This window comes from Aquidulcibacter paucihalophilus (assembly GCF_002105465.1).
GTDB lineage: Bacteria > Pseudomonadota > Alphaproteobacteria > Caulobacterales > Aquidulcibacteraceae > Aquidulcibacter > Aquidulcibacter paucihalophilus.
Window position 1 is genome coordinate 1 of the sequence record NZ_NCSQ01000161.1, and the last position, 22110, is coordinate 22110.

Genomic DNA, 22110 nt, shown 5'->3' on the forward strand with positions numbered 1-22110 from the left:
GGTCACCAAAGCGCTTCTAGACAAAAAACTCTCCCCGCCCCGAGAATGCCATCTCTGCCGATATTTAGGCTACCAGCGGGGACCCTACGGGACCTTGCGGCACTCTCTAGCGCAAGATCAAGTAAGCGGCTCACGCCATCTGGGATGACAACCACATAAAGAGTGGGACATGGCCGCTCACAATCCTCAACCGGCTGGTTTGACCGCAATCTGCATGCGCCAGATCTGGTCAGCGGGGCGGCCCTTTTCTAATTCCCAGGGCCGACCGTAGCGCAGGACCAAGCTTTGACCGGCAGTACCCTGCAAATCCGCAGGGGCCGAAATGGTTTGGAAGCGGAAGATGGTCCAATCATTGCCGCCGACCATGCCTTGTTTGCGGCCCTCTGGATTTTCTGGGCGGGAGGTTTTGGCGATCAAAACCACGCCCGCAGGCAAAGATTGTACGTCCCACAGATATCCTGCCGTCGGTGTGCCCAATACCCGCACTTCAAAGCTTTGCCCGAGTTTCAGGGTTTTGCTGGAGGCTGTATCTGCGGCGGTGAAGATTATTCCCGCGGCCTTCTCAGCTGTGGGTTGGCTGACGCAGGCGCTGATGGAGACAAGGCCGAAGCCCACTAGCGCCCGAGGCATCCTCCACTTCATGATACTCACCCTTCAGGTCCTTAGGCCGGTGGCCGCTGCGCCTAAAAGCGCTCCGCCCAAGCCTCAATGGCTTCAGCATGAGCCTGCTTCTCTGTGGGCGTCAAATAGCTGCCAGCAAAGCTGTTGTGCGCCAGGGTAACCAATTCTTGCTTGCTTAAGTCCAGCGCCTTGGCGATGGCGTGCCAATTGGCATTGAGATAACCACCGAAATAGGCCGGATCATCGGAATTGATCGTTGCCTTGAGACCCTTTTCCAACATGGCCCGCAGGGGATGTTGGGTAAGGTCATGGACGACGCACAAAGATAGGTTCGACAAGGGGCATACGGTCAGGGTTAGACCGTCCTTGGCAATGCGTGCAACCAAGGCCTCATCCTCTAAAGCGCGATTGCCATGGTCAATGCGGTCGATTTTAAGCAGGTCAAGTGCTTCCCAGACATAGGCGGGCGGGCCCTCTTCGCCGGCATGGGCAAACAAATGCAGGCCCTTGGCGCGGGCAGCTTCAAAGACACGGGCGAATTTGGAAGGCGGATGGCCCACTTCGCTCGAATCAAGGCCAACACCAAAAATATGCTCCAGATAGGGTTCAGCCGCTTCTAAAGTCGCAAAGGCGGCGTCTTCGTCCAAATGGCGCAGGAAGCACAAAATGAGTTTTGAGGTAACGCCCAATTGGCTTTGCCCATCGGCTAAGGCGCGCGCGATGCCGCCAATCACTACGCCCATCTCAATGCCACGATCGGTGTGGGTTTGTGGGTCAAAAAAGACTTCAACATGGCGGCAGGCATCGGCGGCAACCCGCGTCAAATATGCCATGGTCAGGTCATAGAAATCCTGCTCGGTCTGCAAGACGCCTGCGCCTTGATAATAGATATCGAGAAAGTCCTGCAGGTTAGAGAAACTGTAGGCGGCCCGCACTTCTTCCACAGTGTTGAACGGGATCGCGATTTTGTTGCGCTGGGCCAAAGCAAACATCAATTCAGGCTCCAGCGAGCCTTCCAGATGCAAGTGAAGCTCTGCCTTGGGCAGACCTGCGATAAAGGCGTCACGGTCAAAAGCGGTCATAGGTGTCCCCGGAGTGCGTCGCAGCGACGGCAGGGCCATAAGGCCCTGACAGATTAGTCACAGGCCTTCTAAATCATCAGGCCTGTTGCGCAACTGATTTGTGGGGCGATTGGGTGTGTTCGCTCTAATTGAGGGCATCAGGGGCGGTGGCATCTGGGGAATCAATCAGGGCGGCCACCGCTTCCCAATGATCGGCCATTTCCAGATCGCCCATGGCGGCGGCCTCAGCAGCGCGCATCACGGCAATCACCGCACCATCTTCGCCATAGTGTGCTTGTAACAGGCGGGCTGCATGGGTGACGGCGTCAGGGGTCGTGCCAGAGGGCGTGCTCACGTCAGGGATAGTCCAGTTTCCATCGTTCGGAATGTGCAAGATATGCCCAGCTTTTCAAGGGCCGATAGGTCGGCTACCGCAGCATGAGGGCTGCGCGCGTCAACAGGGGCAGGGCGGGTTTCTACGGCCAGCGCTTTACGGGTTGCCGCTTCACTCGCCTTCACAATGGCCTTTGCAGAGGTGAGGGCACCGCTGCCGATGTCGAAAAAGCCTGCATGGCCTTGCAACACAAGCTGGGTGATTAGCTGGGCGGCATCGTCTACATGCACCCAATCCCGGTTTTCGTCCCAGACTGAAAGGGGGCGTTCAGCCAAAGCATGGGCACGTGCCCGGCTGGGCAAGCTGGCGAGAGCGCCTTTATGGCTTTCGCCTTGGCCATAGACGGACGCGAGCCGAAGGCCGGTGGCGATTGGGGCGGCGTCGGGGCCTGTACCTTGGCTCGCTGCGAAATAGTCAAAGGCTTGCTTGGCGCGGCCAAAGGCTGTTTTGGGTTGGAAGCCCGCAATTACATGAGGGTCGCTCGACAGGTCCGGCGTGGCCCCACCATAGACTTGCGTCGAGGATGCCCAATAGATCGCGCGCTGTTTGGCAACGGCATAATCCCAAATACGACGGGGGAGGTGATAAGAGGTCTCAAACAAGCCATCCATATCGCCCGCACTATGGCCGGCATCGGCAAAGCACAAAACACCGGCCACATCACGCCAAGCTTTATCAAGATGGGTCATCAGATCATCCGGCGTCCAAAGGTCGGCCATGTTTGACGGCAAATTGGCCCACTTGCCCGATGCACTCGACCCCAATTGATCACAGATAATCACCTGTGCGCTACCATCTTGGGCCAAATGCCGCGCCACGGCGCTGCCGACCAGACCTGCGCCGCCAATGATGATGAATTTCCGGCCTAAAGAGGGCATTTTGACATCCGTTTTGTGCCAATCTTACACGATCACACCAATATGTGTGAATTTCACACATTTACGAGCGAATGTCGGCGCTGTCTAGCAGCTTGGCAGCTTGGCTTGCAGGCACCATGTTACCTGCATGAAAGACCCTACACCCCCCGGCACAGCCCGATTGCTTTCCCCTTGGCGGCTGTTTGCCTATGCGCTGCCCGCGGTGCCGATCGCGGCTTTGGGTCAGCCCTTCTATATGTTTGCCCCCACCTTTTATGCCAAAGAAGTAGGCATAGGGGCCGGCCTGATTGGCCTCATCCTTTTGATTGTGCGGCTGTTAGATGCGGCGAGCGATCTCGTGGCAGGCCGCTTGTCGGATCAGACCCGCGGCCGCTTTGGGCGGCGTAGGCCATGGGTGTTGGTGGCAAGCCCGCTGGCGGCTTGGTCGGCCTTTATGATTATGACGCCGCCGGACGGGGCGGGGGCAGCTTATTTCGCTTTTTGGACCTTGATGGTCTCCATCTCCTGGGCGGCCATTACCTTGCCGCTAAATGCGTGGGGCGCAGAGCTGAGCCCAGATTATCGCGAACGTATTGTGGTAACAGCCTGGCGCGAGATTGCCACTGTATTGGGCGTGATCGGAGCGGTAGCTTTGGTTGCTTTTGTCTCCAATGGCGGAGCGCTACGAGAGGCGATGGCCCTATTGGGCCTGTTTGCTGCGGTCACAACGCCTTTGGCCTGCGGCATCTGTGTGCTCTTGGTGCCAGACCCGCCATTGGCGACACAGCCAGTTGCCAGTCTACGCGAGGGCCTGAAAGATTGTGCCGCCAATGAGCCATTTCGTCGGCTGGTCGTAGCCTATATCATCAATGGCATTGCCAATGGCCTGCCTGCGACCTTGTTTCTCTATTTCGTTTCCGAGCGTTTGGGTCGGCCGGATTTGCAAGGGGCTTTACTCGGCACCTATTTTCTCGCCGGGCTGGTCTCGGCACCGTTTTGGGCTTGGCTTGGCGGCAAATTTGGCAAGGACCGCGTGTGGTGCTGGGCCATGGTGTGGGCGTGCCTTGTCTTTGCTCTGGCCCTCGGCGTGACCGGGCCCGAGGCGTGGGGGTTGTTTTTGATTGTCTGTATCGGCTCTGGTCTGGCTCTGGGGGCGGATATTGTGTTGCCAGCTGCTATGCAAGCCGATGTGGTGGATTTGGACGAGTTAAAGACCGGCCAAGCCCCTAGAACCGGGCTTTATTTCGCCCTCTGGAGTGTCGCGACCAAATTGGCCTTGGCCGTGGCAGCCGGTGCTGCCTTTGGCTTACTGGGATTGGTTGGCTTTAACACGCAAGGCGGAGAACAAACCGACTTGGCCTTAACGAGCCTTGTTGCGCTTTATTGCGCGATCCCCATTGGCTTGAAGTTGATCGCGATCACCCTGATGCGCGGCTTTCCAATTGACGCCAGCGAGCAAGCCCGCATCAGGGCTGAGATTGCCCGCAATCGAACCACGACGAGCCTATAGCCCTACTCTCTAGGCGAATTGGCGACTGAAGTCACTTTCCGATAGTCAAAGCTCTGACCGGCAATCTTGAATGCGGTGCGCACCCATCGACCCGTTGAATCATACCACAAATCGGTATTGACCGCCCCGCGCACGCGATAATGATTGGCCCGAACGGGTGTTCCGCCAATCTGTAAAACCTCTTCGCCGACCCGGTTTACATTCACCCGGCTTAGCTTGCCATCCCGGCTATCAAGCAGGCGAGATTGGTTGATAGTGCTAAACCGCCACCAGCTGGAAGGCAGAATGGTGGCAGGTGCATTGCCTTTAAAGCCCGTGCCATCGACGACGAGATTAGCCCCACGCAGATTTGCTGCAACCGCCTTGTTCGAGCGATTTTCCTGATCCGAACAATTCAGGCTGGTTAATTGATTGCCACGCCACGCCTCTTCGCATCGGTGGCGGTAGGTAAAGCCAATAGGGCCAATTTTGCCCGCCATATCAATGGCAATGCGAACATTGGTCATGTCGGCATTTCTGGAAACCGTGACGATATGCTTGCCGACGGGTTTGCCATTCATAAGGATTTCAAATTCCGTCCGCCCCGGTGTCGCTGCAGCCGCGCTTGACGCCAAAGCTGTCCCGCCCAGTACAAGGGCAGTAGCCAAAAGACTCGACTGGAGACTGCTTTTAGATGACATCACAAAGCCTCTTTCACTCAGCCCTTGCGGGCGTTTATGCCAAAAATCAGTTGAAACGGTTAATCAACCACCCAAGTGGCCCCTTCAGGCGCACATTGCCGGTCTGGGCGATCAGGCAGATGCAATCGACACCTTTGGCTGCACCGGGCTGGTGCTCGCTATCTTCGTCATGCACCAACAGCTCGCCACGACGGTAGATTTGATTACCATCGTCCAAGGCACCCGACAGGACCAGCGTGACTTCAAGGCCAGAATGGCCATGTTCTGGCACTTTCCGACCTGCTTCCAGTTTCAGCAATTCCGCATCACAGCCCGGTAGCGGCATGGTCAGCATGCCGGCCAGATTGCGCCGCCAGCGGCCTTGATCGATGGAGGACAGGACATGGGCCATATCGTCAATTTCGCGCAAGGAATGGCTGGAATAATCGGTTCCAGTTTCAGCTTCCAGCCAAGCAGGCTGCGCAATTTCAACAGGCTCAATCGTATCTAAAAGCATACCGCCAGCCGCATCAAAGGTGCGCGTAATCTCGCGCGCCTGCGGCTGCAGTGCTAAATGCGCAGAAACAACCAGTGCAGGCCCGCGCGGCAGACTGCCAGCCGCATAGTCCAGCATGAGCGCTTGATAGCGCTGATCCGTTTCAATCGTATGAGCAGTGAATTCGTCGTTCATGGGTTTGGTTGTGTCGCCAGTTTATGAGATAGTCTTTGCAACTTACGTTGAAATCCCTTTAGTGGATCATAAGCACTGAAAAAACCCCGTGTGGCACGCCTTGGGCGGGCAGCGCAAGAAGTTGGTTGAGGACACGAACATGGCAGGCTGGGCCAATCCTGATGATCCCTTAGTTTCAACCCAATGGCTTGCCGACAAATTGGGCGCGCCGGATGTTCGCATCATTGATGCCTCGTGGCATCTGCCAAGTGCCGGACGCAATGCCAAAGAAGAGTATGATGCATCTCATATTCCAGGCGCTGTCTTCTTTGATATTGATGAGATTTCCGATACCGCTAGCCCGTTCCCGCACATGATGCCCAGCCCAGAAAAGTTTGCAAGCCGGGTCAAGAAGCTGGGCTTGGGCGATGGCCTGCGTCTTGTCGTCTATGACAGCACGGGCGTTTTTTCGGCTGCCCGCGTGTGGTGGATGTTCCGCCATATGGGCCATGATGATGTGGTTGTGCTTGATGGCGGTCTCCCCAAATGGCAGGCCGAAGGTCGAGAGCTTGAGGACATGCCACCTGTCGCACGTGAGCGGCATTTCACGGTGCGCCGCCGCGCCGATTTGATCCGAGACAAAGCGCAAGTTCTGGCCAAAATCGACGCCAAAAGCGCCCAAATTCTCGATGCCCGCCCAGCTGGTCGGTTTGCGGGCACAGCCCCGGAGCCACGCCCAAATCTGCCCAGCGGCCATATGCCCGGTGCCTTCAACGTGCCGTTTTCAACCCTCTTAAAGCCCGACAATACGATGAAGGATCCTGCCGATTTGGCCGAAACCTTCAAAGCTGCTGGCATTGATTTAAGCAAGCGCGTGGTGACCACCTGTGGCTCTGGCGTTACCGCTTGTGTCATCGCTTTGGCTCTAGCCCGGCTTGGGCTGTGGGATGTGCCCGTCTATGACGGGGCGTGGAGTGAGTGGGCGGCAGATCCAGCTTCCCCAATCGAGACTGAGGCTGCTGGATGAGCAAGACGCCCAAAAGTGGCCGTGGCGAGGGGCTTTCGGCTGCCACCCGGCTGGTACAGATCGGCCGCGACCCATTTTCCCATGAGCGGGTGATAAATCCACCCATTCAGCGCGGCTCTACCCTTTTGTTTGATCAGGCGGATGATCTTTATCGGGCGGGCCCTTTAAGCGACATGAAGGGCTATGGCCTCGAAGGCCTTTCGACCCAGGATCGCCTTTGCGAAGCCTTGACCGAAATTTCCGGCGGGGTGGGCACGGTCTTGGCTCCCTCGGGTTTGCAAGCCCTCACCCTTGCGCTGATGGCGGCGACCAAGGCGGGCGATCATGTTCTGCTGACGGATTCTTCCTATGGCCCAACCCGCCGGTTCTGCCGCGAAGTCTTGGCTAAATATGGTGTTGAAACAGAGATTTATGATCCTCGTATCGGGGCCGATATTGCCGGCCTCATCAAGCCCAATACCAGCTTGATCATTTTGGAAAGCCCGGGATCTTTGACGTTTGAGCTGCAAGATGTGCCCGCCATCACTGCTGCTGCCAAGGCGCGCGGAGTTGCGACCTTAATCGATGATACCTGGACAGCAGGCCTCTATATGAAGCCGTTTTATCTGGGTGTGGATATTTCCATGCAGGCCCTGACCAAATATCAGGGTGGGCATGCCGATGTGCTGGCAGGCGCTTTGATCACAAACAGCCCCGATTGGCTAATCAAGCTGAAGACCATGCACCAGATGCTGGGTATTGGGACGTCTGCAGAAGATGCGTGGCTGACCTTGCGTGGCTTGCGCACCATGGGCTTGCGCATGGCCCACCAAGACCGGGTGGCGCGCGAGATCGCCGCTTGGCTAGAAGGTCGCCCCGAAGTTGCCCAAGTGCTGCATCCGGCTTTACCGTCCCACCCAGATCACGCCATCTGGCAGCGTGACTTTCGTGGAGCGGGCGGCTTGTTCTCGGTGGTGTTCAAGCCTGTTGCTGCAGCGAGAATCAATGCCATGGCCGAAGCCTATCAAATCTTCTCGATGGGCTTTTCGTGGGGCGGGTTTGAAAGCTTGGCTCTACCGAGCACGGTCCAGATCAACCGCCAATTTCCGGCGCTGCATCCCAAAGGCCCTATCGTGCGCTACTCCATTGGTTTGGAAGCACAAGAGGATTTGATGGCTGACCTTGAGCGCGGCTTTGCCGTGCTTAACGCCGCTTAGACTGGCTAAGCCCCAAGGGCACTGAAGTCGTGCGTTTCGCAACGCGAATCACAATGCGCGATTGCACATCCGATACGAGGCCTTGGCCCAAGAGTTTGTCGCGCAAGAACCCATCATAGGCATGCATGTCGGTGGTCACGACACGGATCATATAATCAACCGCCCCAGTCACCGTCGCACAATCGACAACTTCTGGCCAGTTGGCCACGGCTGCTTCGAATTTCTCGAGGTTTTCGCGATTGGGCAAAGCCAGTTTCACCGAGGCCATTACTTCGAAATCAAGGCCCAAGGCGGCGCGCTCCAAGATGGTTACGCGCTTGGTAATGACGCCAATTTCTTCCAGCCGTTTGATCCGCCGCCAGCAAGGGCTTGACGACAAACCGACCTTGTCGGCAATCTCGGCCACAGACAGGGCCGCATCTTCTTGGACCAGATCGAGTATGCGTACATCAATGGCGTCTAGTTCTTCCGACACGAATTTTCCTCAATTCTGGCAAAGTGAACATGTATCTTGCGCATTTCTTCGCAAATAACGAAAAAAAGAGCAAGCTTTTTCCGCGAAAACAGAAGATGATGCCCAGATAAAAGCAGGCCATGTTCCACATGGTAGCAAACCCGAGGGCCAAATCAGATGCTCCATCGCGAAGTTCTTTTAACCGACAAGTATGAACTCGACGAGGGTAGAGCGTTTCTAACAGGTATCCAAGCCCTTGTGCGGCTTCCTTTGGACCCAAAGCGACGCGATGTGAAGGCCGGATTGAACACGGCAGGCTTTATCTCTGGCTATCGCGGTTCCCCGCTTGGCGGCTATGATATGCAGCTGGAGCGCGCTTCTAAGCTTTTGAAATCCCACAATATCGAGTTTTGGCCCGGTCTGAACGAAGATTTGGGTGCAACAGCGGTGTGGGGCAGCCAACAATTGGGCCAGTTTGCTGGGGCGCGCTTTGATGGCGTGTTTGGCATTTGGTATGGCAAGGCACCGGGTGTGGATCGCACTGGCGATGTGTTCAAACACGCCAATTTTGCCGGCACGTCCAAATTTGGCGGTACATTGGCGATTGCGGGCGATGACCATGTTTGCAAGAGCTCCACCTTGCCCAGCCAATCCGAATTTGCCTTCATCGACGCAGAAATGCCGATTCTGTCGCCAGCATCGATCCAAGACGTTTTAGACTTTGGCCTTTATGGCATTGAGATGTCGCGTTTTTCTGGCGCTTGGACGGGCCTGATTGCCTTGGCCGATACGATGGATTCTGGTGCGGTGATTGACGTAGGTGCCCACCGCTTTAACATCCGCCTGCCAACCGACTTTGAATTGCCACCCCAAGGGGTCAACCTCCGCCGTGGAGATGATCCGATGGCAAAGGAAGCGCGCCTGCGCCAATACAAGCTGCCTGCTGCCCAAGCCTTTGTGCGGGCGAATAGTCTCGACCGGGAGATTTTGAGCGGGGACAAGCGCCGGATCGGTTTAGTGGCAACAGGGCAAGCGACACGCGATATTTTCGAAGCCTTGGATGCTTTAGGCATCAGCCCAGAATTGGCAGCCGATCTGGGCCTCACCATCTTTAAAGTCGCCATGCCATGGCCGTTAGAGCCCTACCATCTGCGTGGTTTTGCCCTTGGGCTTGAGACGCTTTTGGTGGTGGAGCACAAGCGTGCGTTGATCGAGCCCCAAATTCGCGATGCTTTGTATGATTTGCCCGATGGCAAACGCCCACGGGTGATTGGCAAGAGGGGGCTGGATGGCAAGCCATTGCTGCCTGATACAGCTGCTATTTCCATTCCGGTTCTGGCCAAGACTTTGTTTGATCTGGTGCCCGAGGGGCCACATCGCGAACAGGCCTTGGCTTATTTGAACCGGGTGCAAGAGAGCAAGGACCGGGCAAAGGCATTAGAGGGGGATGCGCACCGCACGCCCCATTTCTGTTCAGGATGTCCACACAATAGTTCAACGGTCGTGCCAGAGGGGTCGCGCGCCCTAGCCGGTATTGGCTGTCACTATATGGCAACCTTCATGCCCGACCGTCAGACCGATATGACAAGCCAAATGGGCGGGGAGGGCATTGGCTGGATTGGCCAAGCCCCGTTTACCGATGAAGATCATGTCTTTGTCAATTTGGGGGATGGTACCTATTCCCACTCAGGTTCGCTGGCCATTCGCGCGGCGGTCACGGGCAAGGTCAATGTGACCTATAAGCTTCTTTATAATGATGCGGTGGCCATGACCGGTGGTCAGTCCACCGAGAGCGGTCAAACCACGCCGCAAATTGCCAAGCAATTACTGGGCGAGGGTGTCAAGAAAGTTGTGATCGTCGCTGATGATCCAACCCGCTATGCCAATGTGGCGCTTGAGCCTTCGGTCCGCGTCTATCCGCGTGAGGAATTGGATGCGGTTCAACGCCGCCTGCGCGAGACGAAGGGCGTGACCGTCCTGATCTATGACCAAATGTGCGCGACTGAGAAGCGCCGCCGGATCAAGCGCAAGCTCCTTAAGGCCACTTCGACCCGCGCCTATATCAATCCGGCCGTGTGCGAGGGCTGTGGAGATTGTTCTAAGCAATCCAATTGCTTGTCGATCCATCCGCTGGAAACCGAATTTGGCACCAAGCGGCAGATTGATCAGTCCTCGTGCAATCAAGATATCCGCTGTGTCGATGGTTTCTGCCCCTCCTTTGTGACGGTTGAGGGCAGCCATAATGCCAAGCGCGAACGGGCGCGTCCGACCTTTGACGCCACCAATATCCCCTTGCCAGAGCCCATGAGTTTAGAGCGGCCGCGCTCGATCGTCTTCACTGGCGTTGGCGGGACTGGGGTAACCACGGTGTCAGCCATTGTCGGCATGGCGGCCCATGTCGATGGCAAGGCCTCTTCTACGCTGGATATGACCGGCCTTGCCCAAAAGGGAGGGCAAGTGCTCAGCCATGTGCGCATTGCCAATCAGCCCGAAGATATTCGCTCGGGCCGCGTTCCCCCTGCTTCAGCCGATGTGATGATCGCGGGCGATTTGATCGTGGCAACCAATCTCGATGGCCTCAATCTGGTCTGTAAAGAAACCACGCGCGCTGTCGCCAATTTTGACATCCAGCCGACGAGCGAATTTATCCAGAACCGCAAGCGCGGGTTTCGCGGTCAGCCCAAGGTCGATTTGTTCGCCCAAGCGGTGCGCGAGCTGGGGGTGATCCATGCCGAAGGCTTGGCGGAAGAATATCTCTATGACGCCCTTTATTCCAATATGATCCTCTTAGGCTTTGCGTGGCAAAGGGGATTGGTTCCGGTATCGCTGCGCGGGCTGTATCGGGCAATCAAGCTTAATGGCGTGGCGATTGATGAAAATGTGCTCGCCTTCGATCTTGGGCGCTTGGCGGCTTATGATCCAGCACGCCTGAAAGAAATGGTGCCAGTCCGCGAGCCGCCACCCGAAAAATCGCTCGATGATTTGATCACCCATCGCATCGCCCATCTGACGGCCTATCAGAACCCAACCTATGCCCAGATCTATGCGGACGCGGTGGCTAAAGTTCGCAAAGCCGAGACCGAAGCACGCTTGGGCGATACCTTAACGCGCACGGTTGCGGTCAATCTGGCCAAAGTCATGGCCTATAAGGATGAGTATGAAGTCGCCCGGCTTTATGCTGACCCCGCCTATATGGAAGGCTTGAATGCGACTTTGGGGGGCCGGAAGTCGTTGAAGATTTGGCTGGCTCCGCCCTTCCTTGGCGCGAAGGATCCTGCAACGGGCCTACCCAAAAAACAGGCCTTTGGTGCTTGGATTTTGGGGGCGTTCAAAGTGCTGCAGCACGGCAAAGTCCTGCGTGGCACCCCGCTGGATCTATTTGGCGCGACTGAGGAGCGGGCCAAGGAACGCGCTTTCCGCGATCAATATCTGGCTGACCTTGCCATCTGGATACAGCATTTGTCCACAGCAACCCATCGTCAGATCGTCGAACTGGCCAATTTGCCAGACGATGTCCGTGGTTTTGGCCATGTGAAGGAGGCTGCACGGGTGCGCACAGATGCCAAACGGAAAACTCTCATGGCTCAACTGACCCAAAGACTTGCCCCGAAAGTCGATGCGCACTAAATGACGGCTCCCCGATGCGTTGGCTGGGTAGCTCAGCTGGTTAGAGCGCACGACTCATAATCGTGAGGTCGAGAGTTCAAGTCTCTCTCCCGCCACCATCGGGCCTTCTTCCTTGGATTGTTTAGGCGGCGTTGGCCGCAGCGTGCGACACCGCTGGTGCGGCGTCGTCGGCTTTTAGGGTGTCTTGGCCCTCGCTCTGGGGCGATTTGCCACGTTTGGCCCCGGTGGCTTGTGCGCCGCGGAAACTCGCCCCTAACATATCGACGTCATAGAAAAGCGCTTCGCGAATATCGGCTTGGTCGAAATTGGCATAGCGCATTTCAGCACCGGTAAAGTCAGTTGCTTTGGTCTTGTCGGCGCTGATGCGCAGAGGGCTTAGTTTCGCGTTTCTGAAATCTGCCTTGTTGAGGCGCGCACGGGTAAAGTTTGCCCCGCGCAAGTCGGCTCCTACGAAGCACGCACCGCGCAAATCGGCTTCACAGAAGTTAGCCCCTTGCAGCTGGGTCGACATGAATCGAACACCGACCCCATTGCATTTCACCGCCGAAATTGCCGTCAGGCGCATGCCCTTAAACATGGAAGCCATTGGGCGCAGGTCTTCACCATCAAACTTAGCATGCCTGCCAGCGTTGCCATTACTCTCCCACCATGCCTGGTGTTCATGAGCCATATTTTCCAACTGGATCGCCCGAATTTTTGCGCTGTCGGTTGGGTCCCCCAAAGCGCCCTTGGCCATTTTGGGGTCGATCTTGCCAAAGCCCAAGGCAACCCCAGTCAGGATCGCATCTTCAAAATGCGCCCCTTCCAAGCGGGCACCCGTGAGATCGGCATCTTGCAGATCAGCACCAGCCAGATTGCAATCTTTCAAGATCGCGCCAGAGAGCTTAGCCCCCTTCATCGAGCAGTCTTGGAAATCCGCCCCCTTGGCCTGCACGCCATTGAATTGCGAACCGTCAAGTGTAGCCCCCACAAACAAAGTGCCCTCAGCGTCACCCGGACGCATGCGGTGCTTGACGACCATCATGCCATTTCTTTTGTCGGCCACCGCCACTTCGCCTTCGCGGAAGTCTGACTGGGTTAAATCGGCATGGGAGAGGTCAGCCCCGCGCAGATTTGCCCCGCGCATATCTGCCTTCGCCATGCGCGCGCCGCGCAGGTCGGCCTTGCGAAAATCACAGGCAAACAGGATAGCTCGCTCAAATATCGTCTTGATTAACTTTGCATTCTCAAAAATACATCCAGTCAGCTCAGCATCGGCCAGATTGCGACCAGACAAGTCAACACCCGACAGATCGACAAATTTCAAAGAGGCTCGCTTGCCACCCAGGATGCCGCCTGCATAACGTTCATGGAGTTTCAAGACAGCTTCAAGTGTCTCGGAGTCCAGTTTTACGTAAGTCATGATGCTGCTCAAGTGTCACCTAAACTTCTTGATACTGGTTGAGTAACGAAACCACGACATTAGCTGAGGAGTGTTGTGGCTTAGTTAAGGAAAATCGCCATTTCCCAGATAGTGACTTCAATAAATCGCGACGATGAATGTGTCAGTGAAATGAATACATAGATTTGACTAAACATTCGGCGCTGCCGGACCCGATCGAGCCCGATCGGACGCTTGGTCCCGCCACGCCGGGCTTTCTGCGCTGTGGCAGTTTCGGTCTGGCTGAAAATAGGCTATGGAGCGCCTCCATCCCCCCACTTTGCCCCGTGAAGGTTGCCTCGTGATTGAGCCCAAACATGCGCTTGTCCTGTTTTCAGGCGGTCAAGATTCCACTGCTTGTCTGGCGTGGGCACTGTCGCGCTATGAGCGCGTGGAGACCATTGGCTTTGATTATGGTCAGCGGCATCGGGTGGAACTGGACCAGCGGCTGGTGATTTTGGATGAGATCGGTAGAAAAATGCCCGAGTGGGGCCAGAAGCTCGGCGAAGATCATCTTTTGGACCTTGGCCTTTTGGGCCAAATTTCTGATACGGCCCTTACCCGCGATACGGCCATTGCTATGGCCGCGTCTGGCTTGCCGACAACTTTTGTGCCCGGTCGCAATCTCGTTTTTCTGACCTTTGCCGGTGCCTTGGCCTATCGCCGGGGTTTAGGGGTTTTGGTTGGTGGCATGTGCGAGACCGATTATTCTGGTTATCCCGATTGCCGCCGTGCGACTTTGGATGCGGTAGAACAATCTTTGTCGCTGGGGATGGATGTATCGTTCAAGCTTCAGACTCCGCTTATGTATCTCACCAAAGCGCAGACGTGGGACCTTGCCTTTGCCTTGGGTGGGCAGGCCTTGATTGACGTGACCTTGGAACATTCGCACACGTGTTATGCGGGTGATCGCAGCCAGCGGCATGACTGGGGCTATGGCTGCGGCGCGTGTCCGGCGTGCGAGCTGCGTGCTGTAGGCTGGCAGCAATGGCAAGCCCAACATCAGGGGCATGCGGTAGAAGGCCTACGCGTGGCCCCATGACCTATATGGTGAAAGAGCGCTTTTATACCCTGCAGGGCGAGGGGGCCCAGGCCGGCCGCCCGGCCGTATTCCTGCGCTTTGCTGGCTGCAATTTGTGGAGCGGCCGCGAACAGGATCGACGTGAAGCTGTTTGCCAATTCTGCGACACCGATTTTGTCAGTACCAATGGCGAAGGCGGTGGCAAATTTGAAACCCCTGAAGCCTTGGCCGAGGCTGTAGCAGAGCTTTGGCCAGACCTTCAGCAGGGCAGGCCCTATGTGGTCTGCACCGGGGGGGAGCCCTTATTGCAACTCGACCCACCCCTCGTTGCTGCCTTGCATCGGGCAGGCTTTGAAATCGCGGTGGAGACCAATGGAACCATTGCAGCCCCTGAAGGACTGGACTGGATTTGTGTAAGCCCCAAGGCAAATGCAGCCCTAGCCCAGCGGTCTGGCCATGAATTGAAGCTGGTTTATCCCCAAGCTCTAGCCATGCCCGATCAGTTTGAAGGGCTTTCTTTCGACCATTTTTTCCTCCAACCCATGGACGGGCCGCACACGGACAAAAACACCCAAGCTGCGGTCGCCTATTGTCTTGCCCATCCACAATGGCGATTGAGCTTACAAACACATAAAATGCTTGGAATCCCGTGACCCGCTGCCTTTTGACCAAAAGCGTAACCTTTGACGCCGCTCATCATCTCCATCAAGGCGATGAAAGCCACCCCTATCGCCGTTTGCACGGCCATTCCTTCCGGCTGGATGTGTCGGTAGAGGATGAAGCTGATGGCAAAGATCATTGGGTGCGTGATTTTGCCGAACTCACCAAAGCCATCAACGAAGTCCGCCAAGTGCTGGATCATTCATTCCTGAATGAGATCGAAGGCCTTGAGACGCCAACGCTGGAGAATATCTGCGCGTGGGTGGCAGACCGCTTGAAGCCAAGCCTGCCTAATCTGAGACGTGTCTCAGTTGCACGGCCATCCTTGGGCGAAATGTGTACGCTCGAGATTGGTCTTTAGGCAGCCGATTGTTGGGGTCGGGTGACGAGACGGGCACGGGCGCGAATATGGGCCCGTTCAACAAGCCGCCAACAGGCTAAGAGTCTGCCCTTAATCGAGACTTCGCAGGCCCGCACAATATGGGCGCGCCGCCACACGCTCAGCCACGCACGTTGCAAACGGTCATTCTTGACTGGCAAGGCCAAGGCTTGGCCAACTTGGCCCTCATAGCACAGGGGGCCATTCGTGGTCATGGGTGTTTTATAAGCCTCTCCACCGCTGCCGAAATCAAACACTTTGAAACCAAGCTTTGCGGCGTGGCGAATAATGTCAAAGGTCAACAAAAGGCCGGGCGAATAGCGGCTATAAGCGGGGTTATAGGCGGGGAACCAGAAATGCAAATCTTCCCCATCCAGCAAGCAAATTTCAGCGGCCACCAATTCCTCACCCCGGCGATAAACGCCCGCCATGAGGGACGCGCCGGTGGATTTATGCTCAGCCAGAGATTTCAAAAGGTCACGTGTCCAGCCACAGCTGAACACATCATGCATGCCTGAGCGCTTATATTGGTCGATTTTCAGGTCTAAAACCCAATCCAAGAGGGCTGGGGTCACTTCCGTCCAGTCAAATGTCAGATCCGGTAAGTCCTTGGCCACATTGCGGGTGCATCGACCCAAATTCTTGAAATATTTTGGCGAGCGGGCCTTCTGGCTGGCAAACCAAGCCTCAAAGCCATCGACGAGGTCAACGATTTGGCGATGCTTGACGATAGGCGCGCGGTCGAGGCCCTGTGCCCCAATCAGGCCATTGAACTCAAGCCGCTTCGCACCGGCTGCCGACAACAGAAGCGACCAATCTGGCCCATAGCCCTCTTTCATCACGGCTGCATGATAATCGGCTAGCGGGGCACCGGCAGGTTGCAAGCTTTGGCCACGCTTCTGATAGGCAAAGAAGCCAACAATCTCGTCACCATCATGAAAACGCGCCAACATGCCACCGGGCGTGTGGGGCGCAATAGCTTTTAAAAAGTCCGGTGAAAAATAAGGGCTCGTCAAATCAGGATTAGCGGCGCGGAACTCGCAGAACAAAGCTTCCTCAAACGCACTAATGCCATCCAATGATGCAACCGAAACGTGGGTAACTTTGGTCATGACGCGAATCCCTTTTCAAAAGAGCTTGCATCCTGCCTAGCAAGATTTGGCCCAAGCGCTGAAAACTTACGCCGCAGGAACCCATATTCCTCCAGAGTAATTTATCACGTTTATGTGAGAACTTGCGACGAATAGCCCGATCTCGACAGATTTGTTGGAGGATGTGTCTCGAAACTGGAAATCAGCCCTGCGCTTATCAAGGGCGCCGGCCTGATTGTGTTTAATTTTGAAACAGGGTTGGCGCTTTCAATGCGCTTGCAAAAGCGCGCGCCCACCCCACAAAAACGGGGCCGCTTGGGCCCCGTTGATGTTTTATGACCGAGGATACTTCGCCTCATACTGCGCTTTAGCCTGGAACTGCCTTCGCCAGCTTACGTGCGAAAACCGACAAGGTCCGGTCCGTATCTGACCAAACCCAAGCTGTGTCGGCCCAGATGATGTCGCCGGTCCAATCATAGCGTGCTTCGCCGATCAGATTGCCTGCCGCATCATAGGCTTTGCCAGAGACATCGGCCCCGCCAATGCCAAAGCTCTGCATGGACAGACCTGGCTTATCGCCTAATTCCTTAAAGGTGGGACGATTAGCCGTCAGATCGTGGATCACAACATCAACGCGGGAAACCCGATCCCCAAGGCTTTCCTTCAGACTCGATTCAACCATTTCCTGAATGACGGCCTTTTCACGCACGCCATAGGTCTTCTCGATCTTTTCTTGGGCCTTCTCGCCATAAGTCACATTGACTTGCAACTGACCGGCAGATGCAGGGGAAGCAACAATCATCGCCAAGAGTAGTGCAGCGGCAGAAAAAAACTTCACCATGTCTATCTCCTCTGTGTCGATCCGCAGTACGACAACAACTTAGCCCCAGCTACTTCTAAAATGAGTGCAAAATGCGATTTCGGCAAGGCGGGTCAACATAAAATTTTAGGCAGACCCGCCCGTCGTCTTAGGGCTTCGCAGGTTGGAACACGATGATTGCTTCACCAAAGACAATGCCGAACTTTTTTACTTTCGCCCGATTGATCAATATCCCGTCGGGCTGCAACCACATGCGGTCATCAAAGGTTACGAGGACCGTTCGGTCACCGACTTTCAGGTCGACATCATAGACCCACGACAATTGATTGCCTTGGATCAGGCCGCGGGCCACGCCGCGGACATCGCCTGCTGTGCCCTCATAGGTATTTGGCCCAGTCTTTTTGATCTTCCAAATGCGCTGCTCTTTCGCGCCATCGGCATAATCAAACCGCTCGTCGAGAGTTAGGACCGATCCATCCCATTGCCCGTCAATGTCGACTTTGAACTGACGGATCAGGGTGCCGTTACGGTCTTGGAATACACCCCAAGCGGTGGTTTTGCCTTTGAAATAATCTTCCAAGACAAGCTGTTGAGGGGCTTTAGCGGTAGGTGCAGCTGCCGTGGTGGCGCAACCGGCCATACTCATGGCGACGGCGGTCAGGGCGGCTGCCTTTTGGAGGGCTTTGAACATGTTAAACACCTTTCACGCCTCTCTACGTGCCAAGGGCGTGAATGGTTCAGTTTGACGGTCCGGTAACTCAGTCGACGGGCGCGTGGGTTACGCCTTCCGCCGTCTCAACCGAGATATCGGCTTCATAGGTATTGGCCATACGCACCAACATGCCCGCGTCATGGCTAAGGCGGGCGGCAAATTGGCTGACGCGGACGTGCGCAAGCTTGACCGCTTGGCTAACTGCCTGCACGTCTGAGCTATTTTCAAACCCATCTTTCAAGTGTGGAATATTGAGCCCTTTGGGGCCACGTCGCAGATCAAAGGGCGGCAGCACATAGCGAAATGCCTCATGCCCAAAGTCGAGATAGAGGCTGTCGGACTCGCCATGGAGCAGATTCAGCTTGCCATCGGCGGCAATTTTGGAGAGCCGATCGAGACTATCGAGTACCTCTTCAATCCGGGCAGCTTGCAGGCCGCGCATCAAATCATGTTCGGTGGTTTGCCCAATGCGGAGGGCTTCGGCGACTTCTGCCAAGCGTTCAAGCGCTTGGTCGACATAGGCGGCTGTGCGCTCCAAAGTGCGGACGGCACTATAGACTTCGGTGAATTTCTTACGTTCAACCCGAGGGTCGCGCCAAGCCGCATGACGCAGCGCACGGTCGAGGGCGGCGGGTTCCATTAAAGGCGTGTCAGGTCCGTTCGGTCTTGGTCCTGATGGACGTGGACTAGGCCTATGCCCCGCGCTGCGACGCGGACGGGAAGGGGAGGGAGGCTTATTAAACAACATACTGGCCGTCCTGCTTTCGAAGAACGGCCAGCTTCTCAAGTTAGCCTCAATGTCGCGTTAAGGCGCGTCGACCAATACCAGTTCGGCGTCTACCACTGCTTTGATGGTCAATTTAGGCTCATCCTTAATGGCAGCAGCATCGCGCTCATAAAGGTCGATGCCATTGAGTTCGACCACGCCTTTGGCTGCAGCTAAATAGGCATGACGGCCAGCGGACAGATCATAAGTAACGGTTTCGCCAGCTTTTAGGGTCGCCCCCAAGATACGGGCTTTTTGCCGGATTGGCAAAGCCCCTTCATCTTCGGAATAGCCTGATGCCAACGTCACAAACTGACCGGAGCGATCATCCTTGGGGAATTTCGCCGCCCCCCACGACGGAGCCACACCCGCACTTTCTGGCAAAATCCAGATTTGATAGAGTGTCGTGGTCTTATCTTCCATGTTGTATTCAGCATGGGTGATACCGGTGCCGGCGCTCATAACTTGAACGTCGCCTGCTTCAGTCCGGCCGACATTGCCCAAACTATCCTTGTGCGTGATGGCCCCTTCGCGAACATAGGTGATGATTTCCATATCGGCATGGCCATGGGGATCAAAGCCAGTACCTGGGGCAATTTCGTCATCATTCCACACCCGGATCGTACCCCATTGGGTGCGCTTTGGGTCGTGATAATGGCCGAAGGAGAAGTGGTGGCGGGCATTGAGCCAGCTGTTTTTAAAGCGGCCCAGACTGTTGAATTCGCGTTTTTCAATCATGGCTTAACCTTTCATTTTCTGCGTAATTTCTGCGATGCGCGCGCCATAGAGGCGGGCAAACTCACGGTCGCCAGCTGGCGGGGTGATTTCAGGTGCCGCATTGTCTGACTGGGTGGCAACCCCAATAGAATAGCCCAAACGATTGACGACGTCAGGGGCCGCATCGCTGTTGCTATGTGCGCCAGGCGCGAGACCTGTGCCCACCCAGATCATGCCATGCTGCATGGCCAAAGTCAGGATGGAATTGAGGGCATGGCCCTTATCTCCAGCAAAGCTCAAGGAATTGGTGAAGCCCCCGGCGACTTTGTCTTTCCAGCCTAAGGTGAACCAGACTTTTGAACTGGCCTCAAAAAAGGCTTTCAAAGGTGCCGAGATATCGCCCATATAGGTGGGGGCACCAAAGATGATGGCATCAGCTTGACTGGCTTCATCCAAAATCGCGCTGAAATCCTGAGCAGCCGATTCGATCTTCAACAGCACAGCTTCGCCCTTGGCCTCGGTTACACCTTTGGCGACCTGTTCTGCCACGACAGCCGTATGGCCGTAACCCGAATGATAGATGATTGCGATTTTCGTCATGGGAGGAGACCTTTCTTTATAGCTGTCACCAGAAAAGCGACAGATGTTGAAACGCCTTATGGACGAAAGTTGATTGTTCGAATACTGGGGAAAAACGAAACCAATTGTTTCGAAGTTTTAATCAGTGCAGGGTGCCACGCATGAGCCTTGATCTCGATCTTTTGACGACTTTCGCCAAAGTAGCTGAACGCGCCAGCGTCACGGCCGCGGCTCGCGATTTGAATTTGTCGAAGGCAACCGTGTCCAAGCAGATCGCAGAGCTGGAGCAAAAGCTGGGTGTTCTTCTGTTCGCCCGCACAACGCGGCTTTTCTCGCTGACGGATGCGGGCCAGCGCGCCTATGCCCGGGCGCAACGCATCATGGAAGAAGCTGCCGCCTTGGCAGATGAAGCCCGCGAGATCCGTGAGGTGCCGCGCGGTAATTTGAAAATCGCCGCCCCCCAAGCCTTTGCCCGCTTGTGGCTGGCAGACCTTTTGCCAGAATTTATCCGTGCTTATCCCGAAATCAGCCTCGAATTCGCGGTCGATGAGCGCACGGTGGATATGGTTGCGGATAATTTCGATGTGGCGATCCGTATCGGCACAATGCCCGATTCCAGTCTCTCGGCGCGCAAACTCGCCCCCGTGCGCCTGTTGACGGTTGCAGCACCGGCCTATTGGCAGGAGCGGGGCAAGCCGCGCAGGCCCGAAGACCTCGCCATGCATTGCTGTTTTCGCTACACCAACACGCCCAATCACTCGCTGTGGCGCTATGTCGACGCCGAGGGCCAAGATTTACGGGTCCGGGTCCAAGGCCCCATCACCATCAATGGCGGTGAGATTGAAATGCCGGCCCTGCGCGAGGGGCTAGGTGTAGCCTATTTGCCCGACTTTCTGGTGTGCGAAGATCTGCGTGCAGGTCGGCTAGAGCGGGCGCTGGAAGACTGGCGGTCGCCTGAATTGACACTCCACCTCTTAAGCCCGCCCGGTCGAGGCAAACCGAAGCGCTTGGAGGTTTTTTCTGACTTCATGATCAAGAAGTTTGGTGGGCGCACCCCACCGTGGCATCTTTAATCGCCCGCTTCAAAAACCAATATATCAGGCGATGTACTGGACTTGAGGGTCAATTGGTTGGCCGTCAAACTGATTTGATCGACTTTGCTGAGAGCCGCGCCAAAAGCGGCTTCAACGGCCATAGGGTCGCCCACTGCGGCCAGACACGCACGCTCTGTCTGCATCAATCTGAAGAAACGCGACTTACCCAGAGCCCGCTCATAGGTTCCAGAAAACTGGTTGCACCCGGTTGTGCCGCTGATGCGATTGCCGTCAAATCTGACTTGTGGCCTCAGGCTTTGCGGGTCGAGCGCCTGACCATTCAATCGAACTAAGGTCCATGATTTGCCATAAAGGCTTGGACCGGTTTCAACGCGCGCGCTCACAGTTTGTAGTCGCGCTAGCACGCGGCCCTTGGCTGACAAGAGGCGAACTTCGCCGCCAAATTTCCGGATTTGATGGGTCGCGCGTAAGGCTGCAAGCACGTCGCGCTCCAGCGCGCCCGCAGGGCCCATACAGGCCATTTTGGTCACAGCCAGCGGGCCAAACCGCGTGCTGTCTTCACCCCCGCGTACCAACTTGCCGCTGAAGCGATTACAGCCGGTCGAGCCGCTGACGCCATCTTGCGGCAGAAAGATCAAAGTCGCTTTGGGCGCTTGTGCGGCGCGGTTGAGGGGGCGACCTCTCAACTCTGTCGCAACAAACTCTCCCTCCAGCACCAAAACCGGCTTGGGTGCTGCTTTGGTGTGGGTATGGCTGCCATGGCTTAGCGCGGGGCTGGCGGCGAACGCCGCCAACCCGCACAGCGCGAACGCAA

Annotated in this window: 23 protein-coding genes and 1 tRNA gene; 9 read left to right on the top strand and 15 right to left on the bottom strand. The window is 56.1% G+C overall.

Annotated elements, in window-relative coordinates:
* Window positions 1–186 precede the first annotated feature (186 nt).
* The 4 genes from B7364_RS12280 to B7364_RS12295 all read right to left on the bottom strand — a co-directional run bounded on the left by B7364_RS12280 (window position 187) and on the right by B7364_RS12295 (window position 2954).
* Window positions 187–630 (bottom strand): protease inhibitor I42 family protein, encoded by a 444-nt coding sequence (locus B7364_RS12280; protein ID WP_157893678.1) that lies wholly within the window; start codon window positions 628–630, stop codon window positions 187–189.
* Between the two features lie 53 nt (window positions 631–683).
* Window positions 684–1703, bottom strand: coding sequence for an adenosine deaminase (locus B7364_RS12285; RefSeq protein ID WP_085340335.1), 1020 nt, complete (start codon window positions 1701–1703; stop codon window positions 684–686).
* A 124-nt stretch (window positions 1704–1827) separates the two neighbouring features.
* On the bottom strand, window positions 1828–2037 hold the full coding sequence (locus B7364_RS12290) for a hypothetical protein (protein ID WP_085340336.1): 210 nt from the start codon (window positions 2035–2037) through the stop codon (window positions 1828–1830).
* A complete protein-coding gene (locus tag B7364_RS12295) occupies window positions 2034–2954 on the bottom strand; it encodes an NAD-dependent epimerase/dehydratase family protein (protein ID WP_085340337.1) in 921 nt (306 codons plus the stop codon). The genes B7364_RS12290 and B7364_RS12295 overlap by 4 nt, the downstream gene beginning before the upstream one ends.
* Window positions 2955–3081: 127 nt before the next feature.
* On the opposite strand from B7364_RS12295, the gene B7364_RS12300 reads away from it, so the two are divergent.
* Entirely contained in the window at window positions 3082–4443 is a 1362-nt protein-coding gene (locus B7364_RS12300; RefSeq protein ID WP_085340338.1) for an MFS transporter, read from the top strand.
* 2 nt (window positions 4444–4445) lie between these two features.
* Here B7364_RS12300 and B7364_RS12305 read toward each other — a convergent pair whose 3' ends face one another.
* Both B7364_RS12305 and B7364_RS12310 read right to left on the bottom strand, forming a co-directional pair.
* Window positions 4446–5123, bottom strand: coding sequence for a DUF6134 family protein (locus B7364_RS12305; RefSeq protein WP_157893679.1), 678 nt, complete (start codon window positions 5121–5123; stop codon window positions 4446–4448).
* A gap of 46 nt (window positions 5124–5169) precedes the next feature.
* On the bottom strand, window positions 5170–5793 hold the full coding sequence (locus B7364_RS12310; RefSeq protein WP_085340340.1) for a ChrR family anti-sigma-E factor: 624 nt from the start codon (window positions 5791–5793) through the stop codon (window positions 5170–5172).
* Between the two features lie 139 nt (window positions 5794–5932).
* Here B7364_RS12310 and sseA point away from each other — a divergent pair, with 139 nt between their 5' ends.
* Window positions 5933–6799, top strand: coding sequence for a 3-mercaptopyruvate sulfurtransferase (gene sseA / locus B7364_RS12315; protein WP_085340388.1), 867 nt, complete (start codon window positions 5933–5935; stop codon window positions 6797–6799).
* Window positions 6796–7995, top strand: coding sequence for a cystathionine beta-lyase (gene metC, locus B7364_RS12320; RefSeq protein WP_085340341.1), 1200 nt, complete (start codon window positions 6796–6798; stop codon window positions 7993–7995). The genes sseA and metC overlap by 4 nt, the downstream gene beginning before the upstream one ends.
* Here metC and B7364_RS12325 read toward each other — a convergent pair.
* Complete coding sequence (locus tag B7364_RS12325; protein ID WP_085340342.1) at window positions 7982–8470, bottom strand: Lrp/AsnC family transcriptional regulator; 489 nt, start codon at window positions 8468–8470, stop codon at window positions 7982–7984. The two genes, metC and B7364_RS12325, sit on opposite strands and share 14 nt — an antisense overlap.
* Before the next feature lie 156 nt (window positions 8471–8626).
* Between B7364_RS12325 and B7364_RS12330 the strand changes: the two genes are divergently transcribed.
* Window positions 8627–12076 carry an indolepyruvate ferredoxin oxidoreductase family protein gene (locus B7364_RS12330; RefSeq protein ID WP_085340343.1) on the top strand — a complete coding sequence of 1150 codons (3450 nt, stop codon included), beginning with the start codon at window positions 8627–8629 and terminating at the stop codon, window positions 12074–12076.
* A 21-nt stretch (window positions 12077–12097) separates the two neighbouring features.
* Window positions 12098–12174 (top strand) — tRNA-Met (locus B7364_RS12335).
* A 23-nt stretch (window positions 12175–12197) separates the two neighbouring features.
* Here B7364_RS12335 and B7364_RS12340 read toward each other — a convergent pair.
* Entirely contained in the window at window positions 12198–13478 is a 1281-nt protein-coding gene (locus tag B7364_RS12340; protein ID WP_085340344.1) for a pentapeptide repeat-containing protein, read from the bottom strand.
* A gap of 319 nt (window positions 13479–13797) precedes the next feature.
* Here B7364_RS12340 and queC point away from each other — a divergent pair, with 319 nt between their 5' ends.
* From queC to queD, 3 genes are read left to right on the top strand one after another with little or no spacing between them, the layout of a single operon-like run.
* Window positions 13798–14538, top strand: a complete 741-nt coding sequence (gene queC, locus B7364_RS12345) for a 7-cyano-7-deazaguanine synthase QueC (protein WP_232780901.1) — start codon at window positions 13798–13800, stop codon at window positions 14536–14538.
* Window positions 14535–15170 carry a 7-carboxy-7-deazaguanine synthase gene (gene queE, locus B7364_RS12350; protein WP_085340346.1) on the top strand — a complete coding sequence of 212 codons (636 nt, stop codon included), beginning with the start codon at window positions 14535–14537 and terminating at the stop codon, window positions 15168–15170. Before queC ends, queE begins: the two co-directional genes overlap by 4 nt.
* A complete protein-coding gene (queD, locus tag B7364_RS12355; protein WP_198534234.1) occupies window positions 15167–15538 on the top strand; it encodes a 6-carboxytetrahydropterin synthase QueD in 372 nt (123 codons plus the stop codon). Before queE ends, queD begins: the two co-directional genes overlap by 4 nt.
* Here queD and B7364_RS12360 read toward each other — a convergent pair.
* From B7364_RS12360 to B7364_RS12385, 6 genes are all read right to left on the bottom strand, one after another.
* Window positions 15535–16668, bottom strand: coding sequence for a GNAT family N-acetyltransferase (locus B7364_RS12360; protein ID WP_085340347.1), 1134 nt, complete (start codon window positions 16666–16668; stop codon window positions 15535–15537). The genes queD and B7364_RS12360 overlap by 4 nt on opposite strands.
* A gap of 346 nt (window positions 16669–17014) precedes the next feature.
* Window positions 17015–17488, bottom strand: coding sequence for a hypothetical protein (locus B7364_RS12365; protein WP_085340348.1), 474 nt, complete (start codon window positions 17486–17488; stop codon window positions 17015–17017).
* Between the two features lie 127 nt (window positions 17489–17615).
* Window positions 17616–18158: a DUF3833 domain-containing protein gene (locus tag B7364_RS12370; RefSeq protein ID WP_085340349.1), complete on the bottom strand. Its 543-nt coding sequence runs from the start codon at window positions 18156–18158 to the stop codon at window positions 17616–17618.
* A gap of 67 nt (window positions 18159–18225) precedes the next feature.
* Window positions 18226–18819 (bottom strand): hypothetical protein, encoded by a 594-nt coding sequence (locus B7364_RS12375; RefSeq protein WP_085340350.1) that lies wholly within the window; start codon window positions 18817–18819, stop codon window positions 18226–18228.
* A 165-nt stretch (window positions 18820–18984) separates the two neighbouring features.
* Window positions 18985–19683, bottom strand: coding sequence for a pirin family protein (locus B7364_RS12380; RefSeq protein WP_085340351.1), 699 nt, complete (start codon window positions 19681–19683; stop codon window positions 18985–18987).
* Window positions 19684–19686: 3 nt separating this feature from the next.
* The gene (locus B7364_RS12385; RefSeq protein ID WP_085340352.1) at window positions 19687–20262 is read right to left on the bottom strand and encodes a flavodoxin family protein; all 576 of its coding nucleotides are present in this window, start codon (window positions 20260–20262) and stop codon (window positions 19687–19689) included.
* Between the two features lie 140 nt (window positions 20263–20402).
* Between B7364_RS12385 and B7364_RS12390 the strand changes: the two genes are divergently transcribed.
* Entirely contained in the window at window positions 20403–21314 is a 912-nt protein-coding gene (locus tag B7364_RS12390; protein WP_085340353.1) for a LysR family transcriptional regulator, read from the top strand.
* Here B7364_RS12390 and B7364_RS12395 read toward each other — a convergent pair.
* Complete coding sequence (locus B7364_RS12395) at window positions 21311–22090, bottom strand: META domain-containing protein (protein WP_198534235.1); 780 nt, start codon at window positions 22088–22090, stop codon at window positions 21311–21313. The two genes, B7364_RS12390 and B7364_RS12395, sit on opposite strands and share 4 nt — an antisense overlap.
* Window positions 22091–22110: the final 20 nt, after the last annotated feature.